Here is a 26,155-nt window from a genome sequence, read left to right as displayed (position 1 = left end):
CAGAATCCCGGTCTATTCCGCTTTGGGTCACCGCTTCGATGAGCTGCAACAGCCAGAAAATCCGCACGCTTCGCCAGCAGATTCCCTCGTTCGAGTGCGTGCCCGGCTGCCATGACTGCTGTGGGCCGGTGACCACCTCGCCGGAAGAAATGTCCCGCCTGCCGCGCAAGACCCGGGCCGAGCAGGATGCGGCGATGGATGAGCTCAACTGCGTGCACCTGGGGCCCAATGGCTGCACGGTGTATGACGAGCGGCCGCTGATCTGCCGGTTGTTTGGTACCACCAAGACCTTGCCGTGCCCGAATGGGCGGGGGCCGGTGGAGCTGATTCATCCGCGGGTGGAGAAGCAGATTCATGAGTACATGGCTTCTACCCGACAGGTCCTCGTCTGAGGAAAGACCGAGTCGCCTGTAATCGCCAGCAGGCTAGCTCCCACAGTGGATCTGAGTCATGCACAGACTGTGTGTCCGCTGAAGATCAACGGTGGGCGCTAGCCTGCTAGCGATGGGGGTCTGAACAGACACCACAAAGTCTCAATCCGGAATCGGCAGGCACAAACTCTCTTTCACCTCTTCCATCACGATATAGCTCTTGGATTCGCGCACATGCGGCAGCTTGAGCAGGATGTCGCCCAGCAGCTTGCGGTACGAAGCCATCTCGGAAATCCGCGCCTTCACCAGGTAATCGAAATCCCCTGACACCAAATGGCACTCCAGCACATGGGGCAGCTTCAGCACCGCACGTCGGAACTCTTCGAAAGTATCGCCGGATTTGTAGTCGAGGCTGATCTCGACGAACACCAGGAGACTACCCTTGAGGTGCTGCGGATTGAGCCGGGCGTTGTAGCCCATGATGATCCCTTCGCGCTCCAGGCGCCGGACCCGCTCGGTACACGGTGTGGTCGAGAGCCCGACCTTTTCCCCAAGCTCGGTGAAGGAGATACGCCCGTCCGCTTGCAGGATCCGCAGGATGTTGCGGTCTATCTTGTCCAGCTCACGTTTGGTCTGAGTGTTGGTACGCATAGGGGATGCGCCTCCGTGAAAAGGGTTTTTGCCGAGAATTCTCGCCAAATATAGGCAGTTATATAGTGAAAAGCACTGCCTAATCTTTTTTACACTGCGCACATCAATGCTCTACAACTACGAACGTCAGCGGCACGCCGCGATGAGGGATATGAAAATGCGCGTTATGGTCTTGGGTAGCGGCGTCATTGGCACCACCAGTGCTTATTATCTGGCGCGTGCCGGGTTCGAAGTGGTGGTGGTGGACCGTCAGCCAGCCGCTGCCATGGAGACCAGTTTCGCCAACGCCGGCCAGGTGTCGCCGGGTTATGCCTCGCCGTGGGCCGCACCGGGCGTACCGCTCAAGGCTATCAAGTGGCTGTTGCAGCGCCACGCACCGCTGGCGATCAAGGCCACCGCCGACATCGACCAGTACCTGTGGATGGCGCAGATGCTGCGCAACTGCACCGCCAGCCGTTATGCGGTGAACAAAGAGCGTATGGTCCGTCTGTCCGAGTACAGCCGTGACTGCCTCGATGAACTGCGCGCCGAGACCGGCATTGCCTACGAAGGCCGCAGCCTCGGTACTACGCAACTGTTCCGAACCCAGGCCCAGCTCGATGGCGCAGCGAAAGACATCGCTGTATTGAAAGAGTCCGGCGTACCGTTCGAACTGCTCGACCGCGCCGGCATCGCCCGCGTTGAGCCAGCGCTGGCCAGCGTCACCGATATCCTCGCCGGTGCCCTGCGCCTGCCGAACGACCAGACCGGCGACTGCCAGATGTTTACCTCCCGCCTGGCCGAAATGGCCGTCAAATTGGGCGTGGAATTCCGTTTCGGCCAGGACATTCAGAAGCTCGACTTCGCCGGTGATCGCATCAACGGCGTGTGGATCGACGGCAAGCTGGAAACCGCCGACCGTTACGTGCTGGCACTCGGCAGCTATTCGCCGCAACTGCTCAAGCCGCTGGGCATCAAGGCCCCGGTGTATCCACTCAAGGGTTACTCCCTGACCGTGCCGATCACCAACCCGGCGATGGCCCCGACCTCGACCATTCTCGACGAGACCTACAAGGTCGCTATCACCCGCTTCGACAACCGTATCCGCGTCGGCGGCATGGCTGAAATAGCCGGTTTTGACCTGTCGCTGAACCCGCGTCGGCGCGAAACCCTGGAGATGATCGTCAACGACCTTTATCCTCAGGGCGGCGATCTGGCCCAGGCAAGTTTCTGGACCGGTCTGCGTCCGACCACCCCGGACGGCACGCCGATTGTTGGCGCCACCCCGTTCAGCAACCTGTTCCTGAACACCGGTCACGGCACGCTCGGCTGGACCATGGCGTGCGGCTCCGGCCGTTTGCTGGCTGACCTGATGGCCAAGAAAACGCCGCAGATCAGCGCCGAAGGCCTCGATATTTCCCGTTATGGCACCAAACTTCAGGAGTCCGCAAAACATGTCAATCCAGCGCCAGCTCACCAATGAGCGCATGAGCCAGATCGTTGTCCACAGCGGCACCGTCTATCTGGCAGGGCAAGTCGGCGACGACATGAGTGCCGGGATTGAACAGCAGGCCCGTGAAACCCTCGCCAATATCGAGCGTTTGCTCGATCTGGCAGGCACCGACAAGAGCCGTTTGCTCTCGGTGACGATTTACCTGAAAGACATCGACGCGCATTTCGAAGGCATGAACGCGGTGTGGGACAAGTGGCTGCCGAAAGGCGTCGCCCCGGCCCGTGCGACGGTTGAGTCGAAGCTGTGCGAACCGGAAATTCTGATCGAGCTCTCGGTCGTCGCTGCTCTGCCGTAAGCCTGTCAGAAAGATAGAAAGATCCCTCTCCCGGTGCTGTTGGTGGTTCACGCCGTCAGCCAGCGCCGGTTTTTATTCCCATGACCGCCTAGAAGTCTGCCGCCATGCGTCCAGCCCGTGCCCTGATCGACCTTCAAGCCCTGCGTCACAACTACCAGATCGCCCGTGAAGTCACGGGGGCCAAGGCCCTCGCCGTGATCAAGGCTGACGCCTACGGCCATGGCGCGGTGCGTTGCGCCCAGGCGCTGGAAGCCGATGCGGACGGGTTTGCCGTGGCCTGCATCGAAGAAGCGCTGGAGCTGCGCGCAGCGGGTATCCGGGCTCCGGTGTTGTTGCTGGAAGGTTTTTTCGAAGCCGATGAGCTGTCGCTGATCGTCGAACATGATTTCTGGTGCGTGGTGCATTCGTTGTGGCAGCTCGAAGCCATCGAGAACGCTGCGTTGAGCAAGCCGATCACCGTCTGGCTCAAGCTTGATTCGGGCATGCACCGGGTGGGTTTGCATCCAAAGGATTATCAGGCGGCTTATCAACGGCTGTTGGCCAGCGGCAAGGTGGCGAAGATTGTTTTGATGAGCCACTTCGCCCGCGCCGATGAGCTGCACGAACAAGCCAGTGCCGAGCAGGTCGCTGTATTTGAAGCGGCACGTAAAGGTTTGTCGGCCGAAATCAGCCTGCGCAACTCGCCGGCGGTACTCGGCTGGCCGCAGATTCCGAGTGACTGGGTTCGCCCGGGCATCATGCTCTACGGCGCCACACCGTTTGAAGAAGCCAACGCCGTGGCCTCTCGTTTGCAGCCGGTGATGACCCTGGAATCGAAAGTGATCTGCGTGCGTGAACTGCCGGCCGGCGAGCCGATCGGTTACGGCGCCAAGTTCATCACCCCCAAGCCCATGCGCGTCGGGGTGGTGGCCATGGGTTATGCCGATGGTTACCCGCGTCAGGCACCGACCGGCACGCCAGTGATGGTCGCCGGGCAGCGCAGCCAGTTGATTGGCCGCGTGTCGATGGACATGCTCTGCATCGATCTGACCGATGTGCCGCAGGCCGGCCTGGGTTCGACCGTCGAGTTGTGGGGCAAGAACATCCTCGCCAGCGAGGTGGCTGCCGCCGCTGACACGATTCCTTATCAGATCTTCTGCAACCTGCGCCGGGTGCCAAAGCTCTATTCCGAGGGTTAGCGGTCAGCAGTCCGTACCGGAAGTCGCCTAGCTGAACAGGATTCAGGCCAAAGTGTTGTAAATACTGAACGCTGTCGCCATGATAACGCTATAACGCTCAATATTTCTACAACCTGAATCTTGGAGGCGCAAGCTTGGACGTCGGTGAACGACTGCAATCCATCCGTAAGCTCAAAGGTCTTTCCCAGCGTGAGCTCGCCAAGCGCGCGGGCGTCACCAACAGCACGATTTCCATGATCGAGAAGAACAGCGTCAGTCCCTCGATCAGTTCGCTGAGGAAGGTACTGGGCGGGATTCCCATGTCCATGGTCGAGTTCTTTTCCGAAGAAATCCTGCAGGAAAAACCGACGCAGATCGTCTACAAAGCCAACGAGCTGATCGATATTTCCGATGGCGCAGTGACCATGAAACTGGTTGGTCGGGCGCATCCGAGCCGGGCTATCGCCTTCCTCAATGAAATCTACCCGCCTGGCGCCGACACCGGTGACGAGATGCTTACCCATGAGGGCGAGGAAACCGGCATTTTGGTGGAAGGCCGACTGGAACTGGTGGTAGGGCTGGAAACTTTTGTGCTCGAAGCGGGCGATAGCTACTACTTTGAAAGTACCAAGCCACACCGTTTCCGTAATCCGTTCGATGCGCCGGCGCGACTAATCAGCGCAGCCACGCCCGCGAATTTCTAAGAGAAGAGGCGTCCTGCCAGCATCGCTGAGGCGCCCGAACCGTTTTTCCATTGCGCAACAAGACCCCTTCGACTTTGGGGTTGTTTCAGTGTGACGGGGTTACCGTTATACTTGCGCCCGCCTGCGAACCGTGGCCGTAGGCGTGACTAGCCACCATTGAGGGTGAACGCGTGAATCTAATTATGAAAATGCTGGCCGTACCAGCAACCGTATTGGCCCTATGGGCAGTCAGCGCACAAGCAGCGACCAACGACGATATTGCAAAACGCCTTGAGCCAGTCGGCCAGGTTTGTGTGACGGGTAAAGAGTGCAAGGGGATGGAAGTCGCTGCTTCGGCGGGTGGCGGTGATGCCAAAACCCCTGACTCAGTGATTGCAAAACATTGCAACGCTTGCCACGGTACAGGCCTGCTGAACTCGCCAAAAATCGGTGATGCCGCAGCCTGGGGCGAGCGCGCCAAAAAAGAAGGCGGCCTTGACGGTTTGCTCGCGAAGGCGATCTCCGGCGTCAATGCCATGCCTCCAAAAGGCACATGCGCCGATTGCACAGACGCCGATCTCAAAGGCGCCATCCAGAAAATGTCCGGCTTGAAATAAGCGTTCATCTTCAGCAAAAAGCCGCTTTCGAGCGGCTTTTTTGTTCCTGCGATTTACTGCCCATGACTGTTCATTGCAGCAAAGACCCGGCAAGCTCGGTCAAACCCCAATTCACCGAATGTAAGGGAGGATCAGATGGTGCAGCTGTGTTCTATCGAGCAGGCGGTCGATGACGTATTGGCGCGGTTGCCGGCGCATATCCACATGGGCTTGCCCCTCGGTCTGGGCAAACCCAACCACTTCGTCAACGCGCTGTTCCAGCGCATCGCGCAGTTGCCCGAACGGCAACTGACGATCTACACCGCCCTGTGCCTGGGCCGTCCGGCCTTGGGCGACGGTTTGCAGAAGCGCTTCCTCGAACCCTTCATCGAACGTGTATTTGGCGATTATCCGGAGCTGGATTTCCTTGCCGACCTGCACAAAGACAGCCTGCCGGCGAACATTCATATCCAGCAATTTTTCATGCAGCCCGGCAGCCTGCTTCATAGTGTGTCCGCTCAGCAGGATTACGTGAGCAGCAACTATAGCCACGCCGCGCGGGACATCAACGCCGCCGGCTTGAACCTCGTGGCGCAACTGGTGGCCAGCCATGCAGAGCACCCGGACCGCCTGAGCCTGAGCTGCAACCCGGACATTACCCTCGACCTGTTCCCAATGATCGCCAAACGCCGGGCGGCGGGGGAGACGATCCTGCTGGTAGGCCAGGTTCACAACGACTTGCCCTACATGCCCGGTGACGCCGAAATCGGCATCGACACCTTCGACCTGCTGATCGACGAGAAGGACAACACCACGCTGTTCTCTACGCCGAACATGCCTGTGGGTTTCCAGGATCACTTCATCGGCCTGCACGCCAGTACGCTGGTGCGCGATGGCGGCACCTTGCAGATCGGCATCGGCGCCATGGGCGATGCCCTGACCGCGGCGTTGCTGGCGCGCCAGGCAGACAATACCGGTTACAAGGCGCTGCTGGCGGATATCAATCTCAGCCAGTGGGCGCAGTTGATCGATCGTGAAGGGGGCGTGGAGCCGTTCGCCAAGGGTCTTTATGGGTGCAGCGAAATGTTCGTCAACGGCTTGCTGGTGCTGGCCGATGCCGGAATCGTGCGGCGCAAGGTCTACCCGGACGTACCGACCCAGCAACAGGCGAATGCCGGCACCCTCGATGAGGCCGCGCAAACCGACGGCATCTCCGTGCATGGCGGGTTTTTCCTCGGGCCGCGCAGTTTCTACGAGCGCCTGCGCGAGCTGCCGCAAAGCAAGCGCCTTGAATTCAACATGACCCGCATCAGCTACATCAACGAGCTCTACGGCCAGGAAGAACTCAAACGCTTGCAGCGTCTGGATGCACGCTTCATCAACACCGTGTTCACCATGACCCTGCTCGGGGCGGGCGTGGCCGATCAGCTGGAAGACGGGCGGGTGCTGAGCGGCGTTGGCGGGCAATACAACTTTGTCGCCCAGGGCCATGCCTTGGAAGGCGCTCGGTCGGTGCTGCTCCTGCGCAGTTGGCGCGAGGCGGGCGGTGAGGTCAATTCGAATATCGTCTGGGAATATGGCCACTGCACGATCCCGCGGCATCTACGAGACATCGTAGTCACCGAATACGGCATCGCCGATTTGCGCGGCAAGACTGACGCGGCGGTGATCGAGGCATTGCTGAATATCAGCGACTCACGCTTCCAGTCGGGGTTGATCGAGCAGGCGCAGAACGTTGGCAAATTGCCGAAGAATTTCCGCATCGATCCGCGATTTGCCAACAACAGCCCGGAGCGATTGCAGGCGATTCAGGCGCTGCATCCGAATTTGTTTCCGGAGTATCCGCTCGGGTGCGATTTCACTGAAGTGGAGAGGGATCTATTGCGGGCGCTGAACTGGCTGAAGAGCAAGTTCAAGCTCACGGAGATTCTGGAGCTGGGCAAGGCCGCGCTGGATGCACCCGAGGCTACGGTGTTTCCCGAGCATCTGGAGCGGATGCAGCTGACCCATCCGGAAGGGCTGAAAGAGGATTTGTTCCAGCGGCTGTTGCTCACCGGCCTGAAGGCCACCGCGCAATAACGCCCAGCGCAAAACCAACTGTGGGAGCCCGCCTGCTGGCGATGGCTGTCTGTCAGTCATGAAGATTTTGACTGACACGACGCCATCGCCAGCAGGCTGGCTCCCACAGGGGAAATGCGGTGTTGCGGGTTATTCGATGAAGGTAACCACGCCATCCTTCAGCGATTGCACGCGAGCCAGGGATTCCACGCGATAACCCTGCGCATCCAGTTCCGCACGCCCACCCTGGAACGATTTCTCGATCACGATCCCCAAACCAGCGACGGTGGCGCCGGCCTGTTTGATGATCGAAATCAGCGCCTGCGATGCCTTTCCGTTGGCCAGAAAGTCATCGATGATCAGCACGCGGTCGCTGCTGGTCAGGTGGCGCGGGGAGATCGCCACGGTGCTTTCGGTCTGCTTGGTGAACGAGTAAACGGTCGCCGACAGCAGGTTTTCGGTCAGGGTCAGGGACTGATGCTTGCGGGCGAAAATCACCGGCACGCCGAGGTTCAGGCCGGTCATGATCGCCGGGGCAATGCCCGAGGCTTCGATCGTGACGATTTTGGTGATGCCCGAGTCCTTGAACAGCGCGGCGAATTCATCGCCGATCAGCTTCATCAGGGCCGGGTCGATCTGGTGGTTCAAAAAGGCGTCGACCTTCAAGACCTGATCGGAAAGCACGATGCCTTGTTCGCGGATTTTCTGGTGCAGTGCTTCCATGAAGCGTTCCTCTACTGGCGCCATGTGCGCCTAGCTTGTCAAAAAATGTTCGGTTAAAAAGTGCTCAATTCTAGCGCTTTAACATCGCCCGTATATCCGCCAATGCGGTATTGCCGCGAACGGCTTTGACTTCAACAGGCGTGTCATCGTTGCCTTCCCACGCCAGGTCGTCCGGCGGCAGCTCATCCAGGAAGCGGCTCGGCGCGCAGTCGATGATCTCGCCGTATTGCTTGCGCTTGGCGGCGAAGGTGAAGGCCAGCGTCTGGCGCGCCCGGGTAATCCCGACGTAGGCCAGCCGGCGTTCTTCTTCGATGGTGTCGGCTTCGATGCTGGAGCGGTGCGGGAGGATTTCCTCTTCCATGCCCATGATGAACACGTAAGGGAATTCCAAACCCTTGGAAGCGTGCAAGGTCATCATCTGCACACCTTCGGCGCCGTCTTCCTCTTCCTGCTGACGTTCAAGCATGTCACGCAAAACGAGTTTGCCGATGGCGTCTTCGACGGTCATCTCGCCTTCTTCGTCTTTCTCCAGCGTGTTCTTCAACGCCTCGATCAAGAACCAGACGTTACCCATGCGGTAGTCGGCGGCCTTGTCGCTGGAGCTGTTGGTGCGCAGCCAGTTCTCGTAGTCGATGTCCATGACCATGCTGCGCAGGGCCGAGATCGGGTCTTCGCCGGAGCACTGCTCGCGGACCTTGTCCATGAAGCGCTTGAAGCGCGACAGGCGATCGGTGAAGCGTGCATCCAGATGCTCGCCCAGGCCGATTTCGTCGGTGGCGGCGTACATCGAGATTTTGCGTTCGGTCGCGTAGTTGCCAAGCTTTTCCAGCGTGGTCGAACCGATCTCCCGGCGTGGGACGTTGATTACCCGCAGGAAAGCGTTGTCGTCGTCCGGGTTCACGATCAGGCGGAAGTAGGCCATCAGGTCTTTCACTTCCTGACGTCCGAAAAAGCTGTTACCGCCCGACAGGCGATACGGGATCTGGTGGTGCTGCAGCTTCAGCTCGATCAACTTGGCCTGGTAGTTGCCGCGATACAGGATTGCGAAATCGCTGTACGGCCGGTCGGTGCGCAAGTGCAGGGTCAGCAGTTCCACGGCCACGCGCTCGGCTTCGGCGTCTTCGTTGCGGCAGCGGATCACGCGAATCTCATCGCCGTGGCCCATCTCGCTCCACAGCTGCTTTTCGAATTCGTGCGGGTTGTTCGAGATCAGCACGTTGGCGCAGCGCAGGATGCGGCTGGTGGAGCGATAGTTTTGCTCGAGCATGACGACTTTCAACGATGGGTAATCGTCCTTGAGCAGCATCAGGTTTTCCGGGCGGGCGCCGCGCCAGGCGTAGATCGACTGGTCATCGTCGCCGACCACGGTGAACTGATTGCGTGTGCCGATCAGCAACTTCACCAGCAAATACTGGCTGGCGTTGGTGTCCTGGTACTCGTCCACCAGCAGGTAGCGGACCTTGTTTTGCCACTTTTCGAGGATGTCGGCGTGTTCCTGGAACAGCTTCACCGGCAACAGGATCAGGTCGTCGAAGTCCACCGCGTTGAACGCCTTGAGCGTGCGCTGGTAGTGGGTGTAGACGATGGCGGCGGTCTGCTCCTTGGGATTGCGCGCGTTTTCCAGGGCTTCGGGCGGCAGGATCAGGTCGTTTTTCCACGAGCCGATCATGTTCTTGATCTCGTCGACGCCGTCGTCGCCCGAGTATTCCTTCTGCATGATGTCGGTCATCAAGGCTTTGACGTCGGTTTCGTCAAAGATCGAGAAGCCTGGCTTATAGCCCAGGCGAACATGTTCCTTGCGGATGATGTTCAAGCCCAGGTTGTGGAAGGTGCACACCGTCAGACCACGGCCTTCGCCGCCCTTGAGCAGGGTGCCGACCCGTTCCTTCATCTCGCGCGCCGCCTTGTTGGTAAAGGTCATGGCGACGATGTATTGGGCGCGGATGCCGCAATTCTGGATCAAGTGGGCGATCTTGCGCGTGATCACGCTGGTCTTGCCGGAGCCTGCACCGGCGAGCACCAAAAGAGGGCCGCCGACGTAGCTCACGGCTTCTTGCTGCCGGGGATTGAGTCGGGACATACGAAATCAGGGAGTCGTTTGTGAAATGGGCCGGCATTTTAACAGGCTCAGCGAATTGTGCTGCTCTCTCCGACTTGTGACGCACCACGCTATCTCTATTTGCCGGTTTTGATACTTTCAAGCAGGATGCGCGGTGAGTTTGCGGCTAATGTTCGTATTCCAGACACAAAGCCACGTTTGATAACTGATGTCGTTTGGTCATTGGTTACCGGCGCGGCATAATGCCCGCCGCCTACATCTTTGCAGAGTCTAGGGAGCTAGCTTGTCTACGCCTGTCGAACCCTTGCGTTTGCTGCTACTGGCCGAAGAGCCGGCGTGGGCAGCGTTGTTGCGCGAGTGTCTGGCTCCGATGGGGAGCTCGGCCGTGCTCATCAGCGCGCCGAGCTGGGAGTCGGTCAGCAGTCTTTTCGATGACAACCGCAGCGCGGTGTTGTTGACCATTCCTGCGCTTCAGCCTCTGCCTGGCCGTTGCAGCCTGCCGACGGTGTTGCTGCTCGAGCACGAGCCCCTGACGCCGCCCGATGGTGTGAGTGATTGGCTGGTGCGCGATCATCTCGATCCCGGCATGCTGCGCCGTTGCTTGCGCCATGTGCGCGAACGCGGCTTGCTGGAAAACACCCTGCAACGCCTGGCCGAGCAAGACCCGCTGACCGGCATCGCCAACCGTCAGGGCTTCCAGACCTTGCTGGCCGCGCGTCTGGCGGAAAACGACGGTCGCGGCCTGGCCCTCGGTCACCTTGATCTCGACAACTTCCGTCACGCCAACGATGCCCTCGGCCACCAAGCCGGCGACCGGTTGATCCTGCAAGTGGTCGCGCGGCTGAAAAGCCAGCTTGAGGCCGGCGATCAACTGGCGCGGCTGGGCAGTGACGAATTCGCCCTGCTGATCGACACCCGCCGCGCGCCTCAGCGCGCCGAATGGATGGCCGAGCGGATCACCGAAGCCCTGGCCGAGCCTTACTGGGTCGACGGCGAAAGCCTGTTGATCGGTTCCAGCCTGGGCATCGCCCACGCCCGGGCTCAGGCCGGTGCCGACCCGTTGATGTGGCACGCGCACATCGCCATGCAGCAAGCCAAGAGCACTCAGGGCTGCACCTTTCATATCTTCAACGAACGCATCAACCGCAATGCCCGCAGCATGGCCGACCTCGAAAGCGAGCTGCGCCGGGCGTTGCGCCGTGACGAGCTGGAGTTGCATTACCAGCCGCGCCTGAACCTTGAGGACGGCCAGATCGTCGGCCTCGAAGCCCTGGTGCGCTGGCGGCATGCCGAGCGCGGTTTGCTGGCGCCCAGTGAGTTCGTGCCGCTGGCCGAGCAGAGCGGTTTGATCGTGCCGCTGGGTTACTGGGTGATTTCCCGGGCCCTGCGGGACATGCAGGCGTTGCGCGAGCGTGGATTGCCGGCGCTGCACATGGCGATCAACTTGTCGTTCCGACAGTTTCAGGACAGCCAATTGCTGTCGACCCTGAGCCGGCTGATCGCCGAGCGCGGTGTCGAGGCGCAATGGCTGGAATTCGAGCTGACCGAAACCGCGGTCATGCGCCGCAGCGACCTGGTCAAGCAGACCATGGATGCCCTCGGGCGCCTGGGCGTGCGTTTCTCTCTGGATGACTTCGGCACCGGGTTCTCGTCCTTCGTGCACCTCAACAGCCTGCCGATTGCCTTGCTCAAGGTCGACAAGAGCTTTGTCGGCGGCATGGAAGAGCGGGAAGAGAATCGCAAACTGGTCCACGCGATGATCAATCTGGCGCACAACCTCAACCTTGAAGTGGTGGCCGAAGGCGTGGAGACGGCGGAGCAGCTGGAGTTGTTGCGCGGGTTTGGTTGCGATCAGGTGCAGGGGTATCTGATCAGCAAGCCGCTGCCGTTGGCGGAGTTGGTTGAATACCTGACGTTCGGTAGCAGCCAGCAGTCCGCCCTGGAAGTCGTGGTTTAAACACGGACATAAATGTGGGAGCGGGCTTGCTCGCGAAGGGGTCGTGTCAGTCGACGTCTACGTTAACTGACATACCGCTTTCGCGAGCAAGCCCGCTCCCACAGGGATTTTCACTCGGTCTGGGCGACGTCGAAACGCTGCGACGCCGGCTCTCGCCTAATCATCCGCTTCATCTTCCACTCAAACGCCAGCGTCAAACTCACCGCCGCGCACGCCAACCCCAGCGCCAACCCCCACCAGACGCCTGTCGGCCCCCAGTTCAAGTTGAACGCCATCCACCACGCCGCCGGCGCACCGATCAGCCAATAGCAACCCAGCCCGACCAGGAACGTGGTCTTGGCGTCCTTGAGTCCGCGGATGCAGCCCATGGCGATGGTTTGCGTGCCGTCGAACAGCTCGAACCACGCTGCCACCGCCAGCAGGCTCACGGCCAGGTTGATGACGTCTCGAAACGCCGGGTCGTTGTGGTCCAGGAACAGGCCGATCAACTGATTCGGCAGGAACCAGAAGACCATGGCAAAACCCAGCATCGCCGCCGCACCAAAGGCGATCCCCACCCGTCCGGCCAGCCGCGCATCCAGCAATTGTCCGGCGCCGTAATGCTGGCCGATGCGCATGGTGATCGCATACGAAAGCCCCGCCGGAATCATGAACGCCACCGAAACAATCTGCAGGGCGATCTGGTGCGCCGCCAGTTGCGTACTGCCCATGGTGCCCATGCACAGCGCGGCGAAGGCAAACAACCCGACTTCCACCGCGTAGGTGCCGCCAATGGGCAGGCCGAGGCGCCACAACTCTTTCAGGTACTGGCGGTTAGGCCGCGACAAACCCTGGCGCAGCGGATAAGCGTCGTAGGCCGGATGCCGACGGATGTGCAGCGCCAGCGCCACGGCCATCAGGTTGGCGACAATCGCCGTGACCAGACCAATCCCCACCAGGCCTATTTTCGGCAGGCCGAACATCCCGGTGATCAACGCATAGTTGAGGAGGAAGTTGGCCACGGTACCGCCAAGGCTGATGACCATCACTGGTGTCGCCCGGCCGATGGCGCTGGTGAAACCGCGCAGGGCCATGAAGCTCAGGTAGCCGGGCAGGGCGAACGGCAGGATCAGCAGGAACTGCCCGGCAGCCTGGACGTTGGTTTCGGTCTGGCCGAACAGCAGCAGCACCGGTTTGAGGTTCCACAGCAGTAGCCCGGCCACCAGCGCCATCAACCACGCCAGCCACAATCCGGCCTGGGTCAGTCGCGCGGCGCCGACGATATCGCCCGCGCCCTGACGGATCGCCACCAGCGTGCCGACTGCCGCGATCACGCCGATGCAGAAGATCGACACGAACGAATACGTCGCCGCGCCCAGGCCGCCACCGGCCAGCGCTTCGGGACTCAGGCGCGCCATCATCAAAGTGTCGGTGAGGACCATCAGCATGTGCGCCAACTGCGAGGCAATCAACGGCCCCGCCAGCCGCAGGATGGCCCAGAGTTCGGTACGTGCTGGATGCTGCATGGTCATCACGCCTCGATTATCAGATTAAACAGGAGAGAGCCGATTCTCGGCGCTCTGCGGGGTTTTCACAAAGGGATAAAAAGGATGGGTGGCATGAGTCAAACTCATGCTGACAAGTTTCTGCTAACGTTGCGTAACCGCGCTATAGGAGCTTTCCCAATGTCTCGTCGTCTTCCTCCCTTGTATGCCCTGCGCGCATTCGAAGCGGCGGCGCGACATAGCTCCTTTACCCGCGCCGCTGAAGAATTGTCGATCACCCAAAGCGCGGTCAGCCGACACATTCGTACCCTCGAAGAGCATTTCGCCTGTCGGCTGTTTCACCGCAGCGGGCGCAACCTGCAACTGACCGAGTCGGCGCGGCTGATCCTGCCGGGCATCCGTGAAGGGTTTACCGCGCTCGAACGCGCCTGCAATACCTTGCGCGCCGAAGACGACATCCTGCGCATGAAAGCCCCGTCGACGTTGACCATGCGCTGGCTGCTGGCGCGCCTGAGTCGCTTCCGGCACTTGCAACCGGGCAACGAAGTGCAATTGACCAGTGCCTGGATGGACATCGACACCGTGGACTTCAACCACGAACCCTTCGACTGCGCCGTCATCCTCAGCACCGGGAATTTTCCACCGGACTGGGAGGCGACGCTGCTGTTCCCGGAAGAACTGATTCCGGTGGGCGCGCCGAACCTGATGGACGATCAACCGTGGGATGTCGCGCGTCTGGCCAGCACTGAGCTGCTGCACCCGGCACCGGACCGGCGTGACTGGCGCACGTGGCTGCAACGCATGGGTCTGGCCGATCAGGTCTCGCTCAAGGGCGGGCAAGTGTTCGACACGCTGGAGTTGGGCATGATCGCGGCGGCTCGAGGCTACGGCGTGTCCATGGGCGATTTGCTGATGGTGGCGGAGGATGTTGCGCAGGGTCGTCTGAGTTTGCCTTGGCCGACGGCTGTCGCCAGCGGTGAGCATTATTACCTCGTCTGGCCGAAAACCCGCCCGGGAGGTGAACGTTTGCGCAGGCTCAGCGATTTCCTGCAAGGGGAGGTCCGGGCCATGGATTTACCGGCTGTCGAGCGCTTGAGCTGAATCGATAGAGCCTCTGCAATAGAGGCCTTGCGCCATATCCCCGCTAATTACTCAAGTATTCAGGTTTGCCGCCGAAAATCTGCAGGTGGGACCTTCGTGCAGGTTCCCTGTAATTCCCCTTATTAGAATTTTGCCGAGTGTGCATCGTGATCAGGATGATCCGGTCACTCGGCCAGGAGCTGTCATGTCTCAACCTCGTGCCCGGATCGCCTCACAGCTTGGTCTTGCGCTTGCCGTGATATTGGCGATTGTCATCACTGGCAGTACCGTGTTCGCCTTGCGTTCGCTGGACACCGCCAACCTCGCCACACGCGAAGAGCACTTGGCCAGTGAGGCCCGGTTGCTGGCCGATCAGTTGAGTACCTTTCACGGCACGTTGCGTGAAAGCACCCAGCGCCTGAGCGGTCTGTTCGAGAAGCGCTTCAGCGCCGGCTTGAGCGTGCACCCGGATGAGCCGGTGGCGGTGGCCGGTGTGCAGACCCCAGGCCTGCACTTGGGCAGCGAAGTGTTGAACAACAACTTCAAGGAAGTGGACGAGTTCAAGCAAATGACCGCCGGCGTTGCGACGGTGTTTGTGCGCAGCGGTGAAGATTTCATCCGCGTCAGCACCTCCTTGAGCAAGCAGGACGGCAACCGGGCCATCGGCACCTTGCTGGACCACGCTCACCCGGCCTATGCACGCTTGATGGCGGGACAGAGCTATGTCGGCCGCGCCTTGCTGTTCGACCGCTCCTACATGACGCAGTACACGCCTGTACGCGACAGCGGCGGTAAGGTGATTGCCGTGCTGTTCGTAGGATTCGATTACACCGACGCGCAGAACGCGCAGTTCGAGAATCTCAAACGCTTCCGCATCGGCCAGACCGGCTCGCTGGCGCTGCTCGATGAGCAAAAAAAATGGTTGGTGCCGATTGCCGGCGTGCAAGCGCTGGATCAAGCGGTCCCGGCCATCGTCGATCTGGCGAAAACGCCGGGCAAGGGTGATTTCTGGAGCGACAAGTCCGAAGACTTCTACAGCGTGGCCGTGCCGTTCGACGGCGGCCCGTGGTCGGTGGTGGCGAGCATGCCAAAAGCTGAAATCAGCGCCGTGACCTGGAGCGTCGGCATTCAATTGGCCATCGGCAGTCTGCTGGCGATGTTGATTGCCGTGGGTTCGGCAGTCTGGTTGCTGCGCAGCAAACTCGCGCCGCTGGGCGATCTGGTGCGTCAGGCAGAAGCCCTGGGCGCCGGTGATTTGAGCGTGCGCCTGAGCGTGACGAGCAATGACGAAATCGGTCAGCTCGCCCGTGCCTTCAACCAGATGAGCCAGGCCTTGTCGACCATGGTCGAGCACATCCGCAAGGCCTCGGGCGAAGTTAACAGCCGCGCCCAGGCTTTGTCCGGCCTGTCCGGTGGTGCTTATGAAGGGATGGAGCAGCAGTCGGGCGAAATCACCAGCATGGCCGGCGCCGTGGAAGAGTTCAGCGCGACTTCCCTGAACATCGCCGACAACATGGGCAGCACCCAGCGTCTGGCGCAGGAAAACGCACAGCAAACCCAGATCGGTCGCACATCGATGGACGAGGCTTCCTCGTCTCTGGAACAAATCGCCGGCGCGTTGAATAGCACCGCCACCGTGATCAATACCTTGGGGCAGCGCTCCCAGGAAATCGGCGGGATCGTCGGGGTGATTACCTCGATCGCCGATCAAACCAACCTGCTGGCGCTGAACGCGGCCATCGAAGCGGCCCGTGCCGGTGAGCAGGGTCGTGGTTTTGCGGTGGTTGCCGACGAGGTGCGAAACCTGGCGTCGCGTACACGTCAGGCCACTGATGAAATTTCCGGGATGATTCAAAGCATCCAGCAGGAAACCGGCAATGCGATCAGCACCATGGAACAAGGCAACGTGCTGATGCAGGAAGGCCTGTCACGCAACGCCAACGTAGCCTCGGCCCTGGCGCGGATCGATGAGCAGAGCCGTTCGGCTGGCCAGCAATTCGCGGCGATCACCACCGCGACCCAGGAGCAGAGCAGCACCGCGACATTGCTCAGCAGCAACCTGCAAAGCATCGCGCTGGCAAACAGCGAGCAGCGTGAAGTAGTGTCGAACCTGGCCGTGACCGCTAAAGAGCTGGAGAAGCTGGCGGCGGACTTGCGCCACGAGGTTGACCGGTTTCGTTGAGTCGTCGCTGAAATAGCCATCGCGAGCAGGCTCGCTCCCACAGGAAATTTGTGTAGTCGCACAATCGTGTGAACAACACAAATCCTGTAGGAGCGAGCCTGCTCGCGATTGGGCTCACCTCAATACCAAGCCGAGTGATTAATCACACTTGGCATTGCTCGACACTTCCTTGCTCGCCAGTTTCAACTGCTTGCCCAGCTCCGCCGCATTGGTGCTGCTGTAAACCCGGCCGCCGGTGTTTTCAGCGATGCAACGTGACGGGCCGCCGGCACCGATTTTCACTACGTTGACCCGCAGCCGCGGTTGATCCCTGGCGATTTGGCGGGACACGGCGCACACGTTTTTCTGGCAACCGTCCTCCCCGTCGACGAACATCACGATCACGGCATCGTTATTGCGCCCGTCGACGGTGCTTGCTGCGTGGGCCAGGCTGTCGGCCAGCGGTGTGCCGTCGTTGGGCACCAGGCCTCGAATCCCGTTGATCAGCCGCTGGCGGTCGCCAAACTTGAACACGCCCTGGTCCGGCGTTCTTTCGCAGCCGGCGAAGGTGATCAGGCGCGTGTCGATCTTCGGGTCCAGCCCGTTGATCATGCCGGCCAGCGAGTCCTTGGCGACGTCCATGCGGCTCGGTTTGGCGAAGATCTGCGTGGTGCGGTTCACGTCCAGGTACTTGTTGAGCTCGTTGCCGAAGAACCAGTCCTCGTCGGCTTTCACTGACTTGATGTTCAAATCCATCGAGCCCGAAGTGTCGAGCACCACCACAAATTGCGGGATCTCTGCGTTCGGTGCTTTTTTGCGGCAAGCGAAGTTGTCCAGCGTCGGGGCCGGTGGCGGGGCGGCCACGACCGGTTTGGGTGGCGGGACGGGCTTGGGTGCCGGTACCGGTACCGGTTCTGGCACGGGTTCGGGCACGGGTTCGGGTTCTGGAACAGGTTCCGGCTCCACGACAGGCTCGGGAACAGGCTCAACCGGTTTCTCGACCGGTGTCACCACTGGCGCTACAGGTGGGACCACGACGACGGGTTCGCGGTGCATAAACCACCAGTAAGCCCAGAGCGCCAGAAGCAGCAACAGCAGCGCCAGCAAGGCCGCCGCGATCCACCAGCCGCGACGCGACGGCGGCACTACCGGCACCACCGGAACAACGGGTGGCACGATCGGTTTGGGTGGACGCTGGTTCCAGCGCACCACCAGCGGTTCGCCGTTGAGGCTGTAGAGTTTGTCCAGCTCGGGCGTGCCGAGCAGGCTGCGCAGGTCATCCGCTACCGTGGGCTGACCGCGTTTTTGCAGTTCGTCCGCCAGCTGTCCAAGGGACGTCTGACGCACTTCATAGGTTTCCAGCAAACGTCGTTGCGCGTCCTCGTTGAGGTCGGCATAGGGTGTGGGTTGGCCACCCAGTTCGGTCCACCATTCCAGCACGTCGCCGCTGCCCATTCGCGGGATGGCGAAAAGGCTGGCGACGGTCGGCGGAAAGTGTTTCTGGATGAGGGCGACTTTGGCTTGCAGCGCACTCATCCCCTCTGGTGTGGCTTGCGCATCCCTGATGACCCGCTGCATGACGACGATTCCTGAAAAGGGTGCAGGCCGCCATCGGCAGGCCTGCGGGGTGAAAAGTTACTCTTCGTAACCGAGGCTGAATTGCAGCTGATTCACTTTCTTCTGCAAGGCCTTCAGTTGTTCCTGCTTGGCGGCCAGCGTCGCAGGCGAAGGCTTGGTCGCGGGCGCCGCCTGTGAAGCCTTGAGCTGCTGCTCGAGCCCGGCAATCTGCTTCTGCACCTGGCTTTTATTGCCATGCCGGGCTTTGAGCGAAGTCAGCAACTGGCCCAGCGACTGGTTCAGCGCCGCCTGGGACTTCTGCTGGCTGGCCAGGTCGGTCTTGGTGCTGAGCTGCTGGGCCTGAATGTTCTCGTACACCTGGCGGAACATCGCGTTTTCCTGACGGGACGCGGTCAGGGCCAGTTCCTTCTGCTTGACCTGGTCGCTATAACCTCCAGAGTAGTCGCAGTTCATCTTGGTCAGCATGCTGCTGTCGCGATTGGTCGCATCGCATTCGCCCGGCTTCGTCGCGCAACCGCTCAGGGCCAGGACGGCGGTGAGGACCGCCAGCTGTCGTAGAGTCATGTGCTTAGCCCAGAGTGATCGCGGAACGCTGGTTGTACAGACCGTCGACTTCCTTTTGCAGGGCGGCGACTTTCTGGTTCATTTTCAGAATGTTCATGTCCACCTGCTTGATCTCGGTACCGGCGCCTTGTGCACGCTCGGCATCCGCCACTTTGGTGTACTCGGTGACTTTGGTGCGCATGTTGCCGAGGTCTTTACGCAGGCGTGCGATGTTCTGGTCGATCTCGGCGATCTGCGCCTGAGCCTTGGTCTTGTCGACTTTCTTGTTGGCGATGTCCTTTTTGATCTGGGCGATTTGCGCCTGGTCATCATTGATGACTTGCTGAGCGGTCGCGGTACGGGCGATCACGTTCTGGGTGTCTTGCTCGACGTCGCTGTTCATCTTCGCCAGGCGAGTGGCGGTGTCGGAGTATTCGCTGCGACGTTGATCCAGGTAGTAGTTCGCGCCCATGGCCACGCCACACGCGGTAATACCGGCGGCGATGGCGCAGACCGCCTTGTTGCTGCTATTGGACAGTGCGCAACCGAGGATGCCGACACCGGCGCCGACCGCACAAGCCTGGTAACCGGATTTGCTGAAGAACTCTGCGTCATTGCCTTGGGTCAGGCGCGGGTCGGCACCCTCGCTGCCACCGAGCATCGAGCTGCCGGTGTTGGCACAACCGGTCAGCAGCAGGCTGCCAGTGAGGACAAAAGCGATCTGAAGCTTGAAGCGAGTCCAAAGGCTGCGCGACATGGTGAAACTCCTTGGTGACGGTGTTGGCGTGTTGTTATTGAGAGAGTTATTGAGTGACGGTTTTGCAGCTGGTCAGCCAGGCGTCAGTGTCGATCTTTTGCTTTTGCAGGAAGGTCTTCTGATTGGCCCAGTGGGTGCGCAAATAGGGTTTGAGCTCTTGCAGCTGTTTGTTGCGGGTGATGATCTCTTCCATCACTGGCACCTGCGCTTCCAGCAGTGGCTGGCCGTACAAGGTCGCCGATTCCACCAGGCTGCTGGCGTAGTAACGGCTGAGTTTGTGCAGGCGATCCTTCTGCTCATCGAGCTTGCCTTTGCGCATGTCGCAGCTGGCGTCTTTGTCCGCGCTTTCGCAATTGAGCTTGTAGTTCTTCTGCAAGAAGTCCACGTACTGGCCGTCGTCGAGCATCTTGGTGCACAGGAACGCACCGAGGTTGAGGCTGGCGCGGATTGCCTGGTCGCGGGTTTCTTCCTGCTGCTGGTTGCTGGCGCGCAATTGGTTTTCCAACGCCTGAAGCTTTTCCTTGAGCGCCTTGTCTTCGACGCCCGAGGCCAGGGTGTTTAGCGACTGAACGGTGCCTTTATCGGCCGACTCGGTTTCCTTGCTGCCGGTACCCAGTTTCTTCCAGCTGCTTTCAATGCTGGCGACACGTTCGCGGGACGTCAGGGTCGGCGAGACCAGCACCAGACGCAGGCCGGTGGTTTTGTTTTTCACCTGGCCCTCGGCGTTGTAGTACGGCTCTTCTTTGCGCAACCCGGTACGCAGGTCGGCTTGAGCGGTCAGGTAGTTGCCGCCGCGTACCACATAGCCACCGGCCTGACCGTGCTGGCGGTCGAGTTTGTTCAGGCGAAACGGTTCAAACATCATCTCGTCGACGTTGCCGAGCATGTCGTGCAGGCCCAATGGATTGGGTTTTTGCAGGCCGGACAATTGCAGTTTGCCGTTGGACGATTGCGCCCCGGCGAACCACTCATACGCATTGATGCCGTCAGCCATCGGGTAGCGCGTGTCACGGAACTCAGCCGCGCCGACTTCCAGGCCACCGCGCGCCGCGAACTCCCACTCGACTTCCGTCGGCAGACGCAGAAAGCCCAGTGCGCCGTCTTCTTTCGGCAATTTGCCGGCCGCGTTTTTGCGCAGCCACAGGTTGTATTTGTCCGCCGCTTCGACCGCTTGCACCCAACTCACGGACACTTGCGGCAGGCGCATTTTGGTGGCGGCGGTAGGGCAGGTTTCTTCAGTCAGCGCGGCGTATTGGAGCTGACTCATCTCGTACTTGGCCATCAGGTAGTAGCGGGATTTGTCATTCTTGGCGCCGGTGAAACTGCCGGCGATGAAGGTCGGCCGGGTCTGTTCGACGTAGCCGTATTCCGCGCCGTCCTGACCGATGTTGATCGGGTAGTCGTCAAGCGGTCCGGCCACCGGAATGAACACCTTGCGAAACACCATCGAGCCTTCGCACGGCATCGGCAGCACGACGTCGCTGGCATCGGGCATCGGGTTGTAATACTTCTCTTCCCAGCCCGCCGCCGAAGCGTCGAGCAGGTAGCCGAGGCTCAGGGGCAACAGCAAGCCAAAACGTTTATAGCTCACGCAGACTCTCCGCAGGTTGGATGTTGATCGCTCGCACGGCGCCGATCACGGCCACCAGTGCAGCGACCAGAAAGGTCAGGAGCAGGGCGGCGAGGCCGTGCCAGATTGTAATGTGGCAGACAAAGGTGCCGGTGGCCTGGCTGCTGCCGAGCAGGTAGTCGAACAAATGGCTGCCAACAGCGTAAAACCCCAATCCACCGAGGTAGCCGGCCAGGCTCAGCACCAGCGCTTGCAGGACCACGAACCCGGCGACAGCCGTGCGCTTGAAACCCAGCAGGCGCAGCACCGCGAGGCTTTTGCGCTTGCGGTCGATGTTGGCCAGGAACGCCCCGACCATCGACGCCACACAGCCGATCAATGCCGCCAGGGCAATCACCCCGAAGATCAGTCCCAGCACATGGTTGATGGCTTTGACGTTGTCGATGTCGGCCAGTCGGCTTGAGGTTTCGATGTGTTGTTCGTTGAGCCAGCGCTCCAGCGGCGCCACCTGGTCGATGTCGCGGGCATAAAGGCGGGCGCGGGCATACAGCGGTTGCAGATCGCCCAACGGCTTGCCGGTTTCGATGCCGAATGCGCTGACCTGGTAACCATCCCGGAAGCGCTCCAGGTTCAGCAGCAACGGCGGGGCGACAAACCCGGCCGCGCGGCCGAAACGCGCACCGTCGAGCACCGCCAGCACTGTCAGCGTCATCTCGCCGCGCTCGTTGACGCCTTCCAGTCGGCGCAACACACGCAGTTGCACGCGGTCGCCGGCCTTGGCCTGCAAGCGTTGCGCGGCGCGGGCGCTGAGGATCACTTGGTCGCCGGTCGGGTTGAGTTGCGGCAGGTTCAATTGCGGGTCGCCGGGTTCGGTGGCGATGATTTCCGCACCTTCGACAAACCGTTGCATGCCCATCAGCAAGTCTGCCTGGGTGTTGAGCGAGCGGGTCTGGCCGAGCGCAAATCCGGTCTCGGGACGCTGGCGCACCCGCTCGATCCAGGCGCTGTCGTAGTTGCCGTTGCTGAGCATCTTCACTTCAAGGTTGCGCGGGTCGCGCAGCAATTCGTCCTGCAACTGGCTGACCACCCCGTGCTTGAGTCCGAACAGCAGCAACAGCGGCGCGATCACCGCCACCAGGGAGGCGGCGATGCACAACGACACTTTGCGGTCGTGCCAGAGGTCTTGCAGGGCCAGCGTTCCGAGCAGGCGCAAGCGGTCAGTCCATCGGTTCAAACAGGGTCTCTCCCTGACGGCTGATAGCGCCGAGTCGCGGCAAGCCGAAATCCTTCAGCAAGGCCCAGTCATGGGACACAACGAGTGCACTCAAGCCCATGCTCGACACCAGACTCATCAACAATTCGAACAACCTCCGGGCACTGTGGGGATCGAGTGCCGCGGTCGGCTCGTCGGCCAACAGCAGCAGCGGTTCATGGGCAATCGCCCGCACGCAGGCCACGCGTTGGCGTTCGCCGATCGACAGCGCTTGAGGCTGTTTATCCAGCAAGCCTTGCAGGCGCAACACCTCGATTGCGTGATCGATGTGCGCGCTCTTGACCGGCATGCCGAGCAAGCGGCGCGGCAGGCTGATGTTGTCGCGCACGCTCAAAAACGGCAGCAAACCGCCGCTCTGCAAAATGAACCCCAAGTGACGCGAACGCACCGCTGCCAATGCCGGCTGGTCATCAGTGGCCAGCAATTGCGCGATGTCTTGATCCTGCGTTGCGCCCAGCCGAAAACGCTCGAGTTCGACCGGTGCCAGCAACAGGCCGATGGCTTCGAGCAACGTGCTTTTGCCGCTGCCGCTCTCGCCGGTGATGGCGAGGATTTCCCCGGCACCGACCTGCAAGCGCGGCAGGCGCACGTGATGGGCCAGCGCGCCTTCACCACGGCGCACCAGCAGGTTCTTGATATCGAGCATCGGCGTCTCGTTAAGGCATCATTTCCAGTGGCACGGGGTACACGTTGTCCCGTGCATCGCTGTCCTTGGCTAACGCCACCCAACGGTCGACGTCAGCGTTGTAACGCTGGTAGTGCCGCAGTTTGGTATTGAGCGTGCGGATGAATTTCTCCTGCGCCAGGCCATCCCAGCTCTTCCAGGTTTCTTCGTCCAGGTTCAGCACTTCGCTCTGGTACGGCAGGTCTTCGAGGTACTCGCCGAGCACGCCCATGTCCGCCAGTTTGGCGTTGCCGTTCTGTTTGAGCTGATTGGGATCGGCGCCCATGGTCGCGGCCACCGAGCGCAGGCGCTCGAACATTTCCGTCGGCGAGATCAGGCCTTCGTTGGCGGCGTCGAGGATCTGCTTCATCACATCGCTCAAGTCACTGAGCTGGGACTTGGTCAGCAGCACCCGCACGTCGGTGGTCGGGATGTTCTGCTTGATCAGGTCACGGTCGGTGATCCATGCCTTGAACACCGGCGGCGCCTTGCTGTTGGTCTTCTCGCCCAAATAAGCGAGCTGCATGGCGTGGCCGATCAGCGCCGCGTCTTCGAGCATTTTCTTCTCGGCCGGGTCCTGCTTGGCGTTCACCGCGCTGCCAATGGCGTCTTCGCCCATGTAGGCGGCTTTCACCTGCGAGGTGATCGCGGTGGCCAGCGAATCCACCTTGCGCCCGAACTCCTGAATGTCACCTGCGTTCACCGGGTAATACAGCGAAGTGTTGGTGCCCGGGTAGGTCGACAGATTCTGATATTGCGCTTCAGCTTTGGCGTGGTCCTTGATCCCGGCCGGGGTTTTCAGGTGCAGCGTGTAAATCGCCACGCCCGGATTGGCCGCTTCGAGGCGAACCTGCGAGGCGCTCAAACCGGTTTTCGACAGCTTGTCATCGCCTTCGATGGCGCCCGCGTCGGTGATCAACACCACGTAGCGCGCGCCGAACTGGCTCCAGTCGACCTTGTCGATGCTCTCCATGACACCGGCAAAGGCGTCTTCATCGAAGCTGCTGCTCGATACTTTGGCCTGCTTGAGGTCGGCGACTTTGGCGAGGAAGTCGGCGCTGTCCTTCACCTGAGTCGGGTCGGCGTACATCTTGGTGGTGTATTCCAGGCCCGGCACCGCCTGGGTGTTGGAACGGAATGCGACCAGACCGAACTTGACCTGCTTGCCCAGGTTCTGCGATTCGATCTGCTGATAGACCTTGCGGATCGCTTCGCGGGTGCGGTCGATGTACGGGTCCATCGAGATCGTCGAGTCGATGACAAACACCACCGCCGCACTGAATTCCTTCAGTTGGCTGGCCGCTTTGTCTTCGGCTTCCTTGCCGCCGGCCGCGCTGTTGGCAGCACCGCCCTTGGCGTTCTTGTCATCCGGTTTGCTGACCGATGCGACGTTGAGCAGCCGAGTACGGAAACCGCCTTCGGTCATCACTTCTTCGCCGCTGAGGACCGGCAGCAGGTAGAACTGCTTTTGCAGGTCGACGAAGTATTCAGGTTCTTCGGCAAGCACGCCCGGTGCTTGCTTGCCCTTTTTCAGCGTGGCCCGCAGCGGGGCGACTTTGCTCACCGGGTCCGGCGCATCAAGGATGCCTTCGACCGTGGCGCGTTCCTTGAAGAACAGCAGCCGGTCGCGGTTGGCCGGGTTGGTGAACGCCAGTGTCAGCTGCATCTTCCAGTCGGTGGTGCAGCTTGCCGGCAACCAGCCAATGGTTTTGCCATAACTGTCGGGGCCGACTTTCAGCCATTCGGCGTTGGCCGCTTGCGCACGCTCGTACACATAAAAACGGCTGAACACCGGTTGCTCGTCGCCGGCGGCGCCGCCCGCTGTTGGGCTGATTTTGCAGCCTGGGGTGGTCAGCACGCGTTGGAACAGGGTCTTTTTACCGGCCTGGATCAGCGGTTTGTCTTCAGCCTGGGACAACGGGCTGATACACAGCGCCAACAGCGCGGCGCTGCTCAGCAGGAAACGACTCAGGGGCGAACGCATCACTTCTGCAACTCCTCGAAGCGCTGCTTGGCTTCGGTGTTGTTCGGGTCCTGGGTCAGGATCGTTTCATACCAGTAGGCGGCGGTGGCGTTGTCCGCGACCGGGAAGCACTCACTGGCCTTCAGGTATTTAGGATCGTATTCGCGGGCATAGGCGTTGGCGATCAGCGCGTCACCGGCCTGGGCACGGTTGGCGTACAGACGCTGGGCGATGCCGCAGTGCTTGCCGGCCTTGGCTTCGTTGATGATCTCCAGCAACTTGGCGCTGTCGGGCGCGGCCTTGATGCAGGTCTGGACGAAGGTCAGCTCGGGCAGGCTGTTCATGCTGTCGAGGGTGCAAGCTTGTGCATCGGCACCGGCCGGTGCGGCGGCAGCGATGGCCGGGGCGGGGGCCGGAGTGCGTTTGTAGAACCAGAACCCGGCCGCTGCGGCCACCAGCAACAGCACGACGAGCGCGAGGCCGATGAGGCCTTTGTTGCTTTTCTTCACCGGGGCCGGAGGAGGGGTGTAAGCGGGTTCGTTGGGCACCGATTCCAGTTCGATTTCTGGCTCGGCGGTGTTCAGGACCAGTTCCGGCAGCTCTGGAATCTCGGGTTCCGGTGCAGCAGGTGCGGTCAACTCCGCGCCACCGTAAGTCGAACGCGTCTGGCCACCGGCCGTGGACGGCAGCAACCCGACGCCTGGCCGGACCACACCTTTGTCGGTGTGCCCTTGGCTCTGTTCGCGTAGCTCGATCATGAATTGCGAATTGGCACCGCCTTCGAGCAGCGGATCGACCACTTCCGGGCCGACCTGGGCTTCAAGGGCTTCACCACTGGCCGCAACGCTGAAACGCGAGACCTTGAACCAGAATGGATTGTTGCTCCAGGCCTTCTGATCCTGGAGGTAGAAACCGTCCTGGTTACGCTGAATGGAGAACTCCAGCTGTTCTTCGCCACCCTGCCATTTCTTCACAGTGAGGCACGCCTGGCCAGGCACGTTGGGTTCTAAGGCGAGCAGGTCGACACGAATTGGCATTGC

Annotated in this window: 22 protein-coding genes; 10 read left to right on the top strand and 12 right to left on the bottom strand. The window is 60.9% G+C overall.

Annotated features, from left to right (window positions below; translation table 11 throughout):
• Positions 1–38 precede the first annotated feature (38 nt).
• Positions 39–392, top strand: coding sequence for a YkgJ family cysteine cluster protein (locus tag ACA051_RS28885; protein WP_007947437.1), 354 nt, complete (start codon positions 39–41; stop codon positions 390–392).
• Between the two features lie 141 nt (positions 393–533).
• Here the strand turns inward: ACA051_RS28885 and ACA051_RS28880 are convergent, their stop codons facing one another.
• The gene (locus ACA051_RS28880; RefSeq protein ID WP_010465173.1) at positions 534–1,022 is read right to left on the bottom strand and encodes an Lrp/AsnC ligand binding domain-containing protein; all 489 of its coding nucleotides are present in this window, start codon (positions 1,020–1,022) and stop codon (positions 534–536) included.
• 157 nt (positions 1,023–1,179) lie between these two features.
• Here ACA051_RS28880 and dadA point away from each other — a divergent pair, with 157 nt between their 5' ends.
• The 6 genes from dadA (at position 1,180) to ACA051_RS28850 (ending at position 7,324) form a co-directional block, all read left to right on the top strand.
• Entirely contained in the window at positions 1,180–2,484 is a 1,305-nt protein-coding gene (gene dadA, locus ACA051_RS28875; RefSeq protein ID WP_497372843.1) for a D-amino acid dehydrogenase, read from the top strand.
• Positions 2,456–2,809 carry a RidA family protein gene (locus ACA051_RS28870; RefSeq protein WP_497372841.1) on the top strand — a complete coding sequence of 118 codons (354 nt, stop codon included), beginning with the start codon at positions 2,456–2,458 and terminating at the stop codon, positions 2,807–2,809. The genes dadA and ACA051_RS28870 overlap by 29 nt, the downstream gene beginning before the upstream one ends.
• Before the next feature lie 104 nt (positions 2,810–2,913).
• Positions 2,914–3,987 carry an alanine racemase gene (alr, locus tag ACA051_RS28865; RefSeq protein WP_497306391.1) on the top strand — a complete coding sequence of 358 codons (1,074 nt, stop codon included), beginning with the start codon at positions 2,914–2,916 and terminating at the stop codon, positions 3,985–3,987.
• 134 nt (positions 3,988–4,121) lie between these two features.
• Positions 4,122–4,670: a cupin domain-containing protein gene (locus ACA051_RS28860; protein WP_007947433.1), complete on the top strand. Its 549-nt coding sequence runs from the start codon at positions 4,122–4,124 to the stop codon at positions 4,668–4,670.
• A 170-nt stretch (positions 4,671–4,840) separates the two neighbouring features.
• Positions 4,841–5,266 (top strand): c-type cytochrome, encoded by a 426-nt coding sequence (locus tag ACA051_RS28855; RefSeq protein ID WP_497372839.1) that lies wholly within the window; start codon positions 4,841–4,843, stop codon positions 5,264–5,266.
• Positions 5,267–5,401: 135 nt separating this feature from the next.
• Positions 5,402–7,324 carry an acetyl-CoA hydrolase/transferase C-terminal domain-containing protein gene (locus ACA051_RS28850; RefSeq protein WP_497306388.1) on the top strand — a complete coding sequence of 641 codons (1,923 nt, stop codon included), beginning with the start codon at positions 5,402–5,404 and terminating at the stop codon, positions 7,322–7,324.
• 129 nt (positions 7,325–7,453) lie between these two features.
• Here ACA051_RS28850 and ACA051_RS28845 read toward each other — a convergent pair whose 3' ends face one another.
• The gene (locus ACA051_RS28845; RefSeq protein ID WP_109626693.1) at positions 7,454–8,026 is read right to left on the bottom strand and encodes a xanthine phosphoribosyltransferase; all 573 of its coding nucleotides are present in this window, start codon (positions 8,024–8,026) and stop codon (positions 7,454–7,456) included.
• 70 nt (positions 8,027–8,096) lie between these two features.
• Entirely contained in the window at positions 8,097–10,106 is a 2,010-nt protein-coding gene (gene rep / locus ACA051_RS28840) for a DNA helicase Rep (RefSeq protein WP_497372837.1), read from the bottom strand.
• A gap of 262 nt (positions 10,107–10,368) precedes the next feature.
• Here rep and ACA051_RS28835 point away from each other — a divergent pair, with 262 nt between their 5' ends.
• Complete coding sequence (locus ACA051_RS28835; RefSeq protein WP_497306387.1) at positions 10,369–12,042, top strand: putative bifunctional diguanylate cyclase/phosphodiesterase; 1,674 nt, start codon at positions 10,369–10,371, stop codon at positions 12,040–12,042.
• Positions 12,043–12,152: 110 nt separating this feature from the next.
• On the opposite strand, the gene ACA051_RS28830 is transcribed toward ACA051_RS28835, so the two are convergent.
• The gene (locus tag ACA051_RS28830) at positions 12,153–13,547 is read right to left on the bottom strand and encodes a NorM family multidrug efflux MATE transporter (protein ID WP_497306386.1); all 1,395 of its coding nucleotides are present in this window, start codon (positions 13,545–13,547) and stop codon (positions 12,153–12,155) included.
• 159 nt (positions 13,548–13,706) lie between these two features.
• On the opposite strand from ACA051_RS28830, the gene ACA051_RS28825 reads away from it, so the two are divergent.
• On the top strand, positions 13,707–14,627 hold the full coding sequence (locus tag ACA051_RS28825) for a LysR substrate-binding domain-containing protein (protein ID WP_497306385.1): 921 nt from the start codon (positions 13,707–13,709) through the stop codon (positions 14,625–14,627).
• Between the two features lie 184 nt (positions 14,628–14,811).
• Complete coding sequence (locus ACA051_RS28820; protein WP_497306383.1) at positions 14,812–16,788, top strand: methyl-accepting chemotaxis protein; 1,977 nt, start codon at positions 14,812–14,814, stop codon at positions 16,786–16,788.
• A 138-nt stretch (positions 16,789–16,926) separates the two neighbouring features.
• Here ACA051_RS28820 and ACA051_RS28815 read toward each other — a convergent pair whose 3' ends face one another.
• Genes ACA051_RS28815 through ACA051_RS28780 form a run of 8 tightly spaced genes read right to left on the bottom strand, consistent with a single transcriptional unit; the run spans position 16,927 to position 26,152 of the window.
• Positions 16,927–18,345, bottom strand: a complete 1,419-nt coding sequence (locus ACA051_RS28815; protein ID WP_497372835.1) for a vWA domain-containing protein — start codon at positions 18,343–18,345, stop codon at positions 16,927–16,929.
• Between the two features lie 57 nt (positions 18,346–18,402).
• The gene (locus tag ACA051_RS28810; RefSeq protein WP_497306381.1) at positions 18,403–18,909 is read right to left on the bottom strand and encodes a hypothetical protein; all 507 of its coding nucleotides are present in this window, start codon (positions 18,907–18,909) and stop codon (positions 18,403–18,405) included.
• Between the two features lie 4 nt (positions 18,910–18,913).
• The gene (locus ACA051_RS28805; RefSeq protein WP_497306379.1) at positions 18,914–19,645 is read right to left on the bottom strand and encodes a hypothetical protein; all 732 of its coding nucleotides are present in this window, start codon (positions 19,643–19,645) and stop codon (positions 18,914–18,916) included.
• A gap of 46 nt (positions 19,646–19,691) precedes the next feature.
• A complete protein-coding gene (locus ACA051_RS28800; protein WP_497306377.1) occupies positions 19,692–21,236 on the bottom strand; it encodes an SUMF1/EgtB/PvdO family nonheme iron enzyme in 1,545 nt (514 codons plus the stop codon).
• Positions 21,226–22,449, bottom strand: a complete 1,224-nt coding sequence (locus tag ACA051_RS28795; protein ID WP_497306375.1) for an ABC transporter permease — start codon at positions 22,447–22,449, stop codon at positions 21,226–21,228. Before ACA051_RS28795 ends, ACA051_RS28800 begins: the two co-directional genes overlap by 11 nt.
• Positions 22,433–23,134 carry an ABC transporter ATP-binding protein gene (locus tag ACA051_RS28790; RefSeq protein WP_497306373.1) on the bottom strand — a complete coding sequence of 234 codons (702 nt, stop codon included), beginning with the start codon at positions 23,132–23,134 and terminating at the stop codon, positions 22,433–22,435. Before ACA051_RS28790 ends, ACA051_RS28795 begins: the two co-directional genes overlap by 17 nt.
• Before the next feature lie 10 nt (positions 23,135–23,144).
• A complete protein-coding gene (locus ACA051_RS28785) occupies positions 23,145–25,136 on the bottom strand; it encodes a vWA domain-containing protein (protein WP_497306371.1) in 1,992 nt (663 codons plus the stop codon).
• Entirely contained in the window at positions 25,136–26,152 is a 1,017-nt protein-coding gene (locus ACA051_RS28780; protein WP_497306369.1) for a hypothetical protein, read from the bottom strand. Before ACA051_RS28780 ends, ACA051_RS28785 begins: the two co-directional genes overlap by 1 nt.
• Positions 26,153–26,155 lie beyond the last annotated feature (3 nt).

The organism is Pseudomonas sp. LBUM1669, assembly GCF_059695705.1.
Note: the sequence above shows the minus strand (reverse complement) of the source record. Positions and strands in the feature narration are given on the sequence as shown.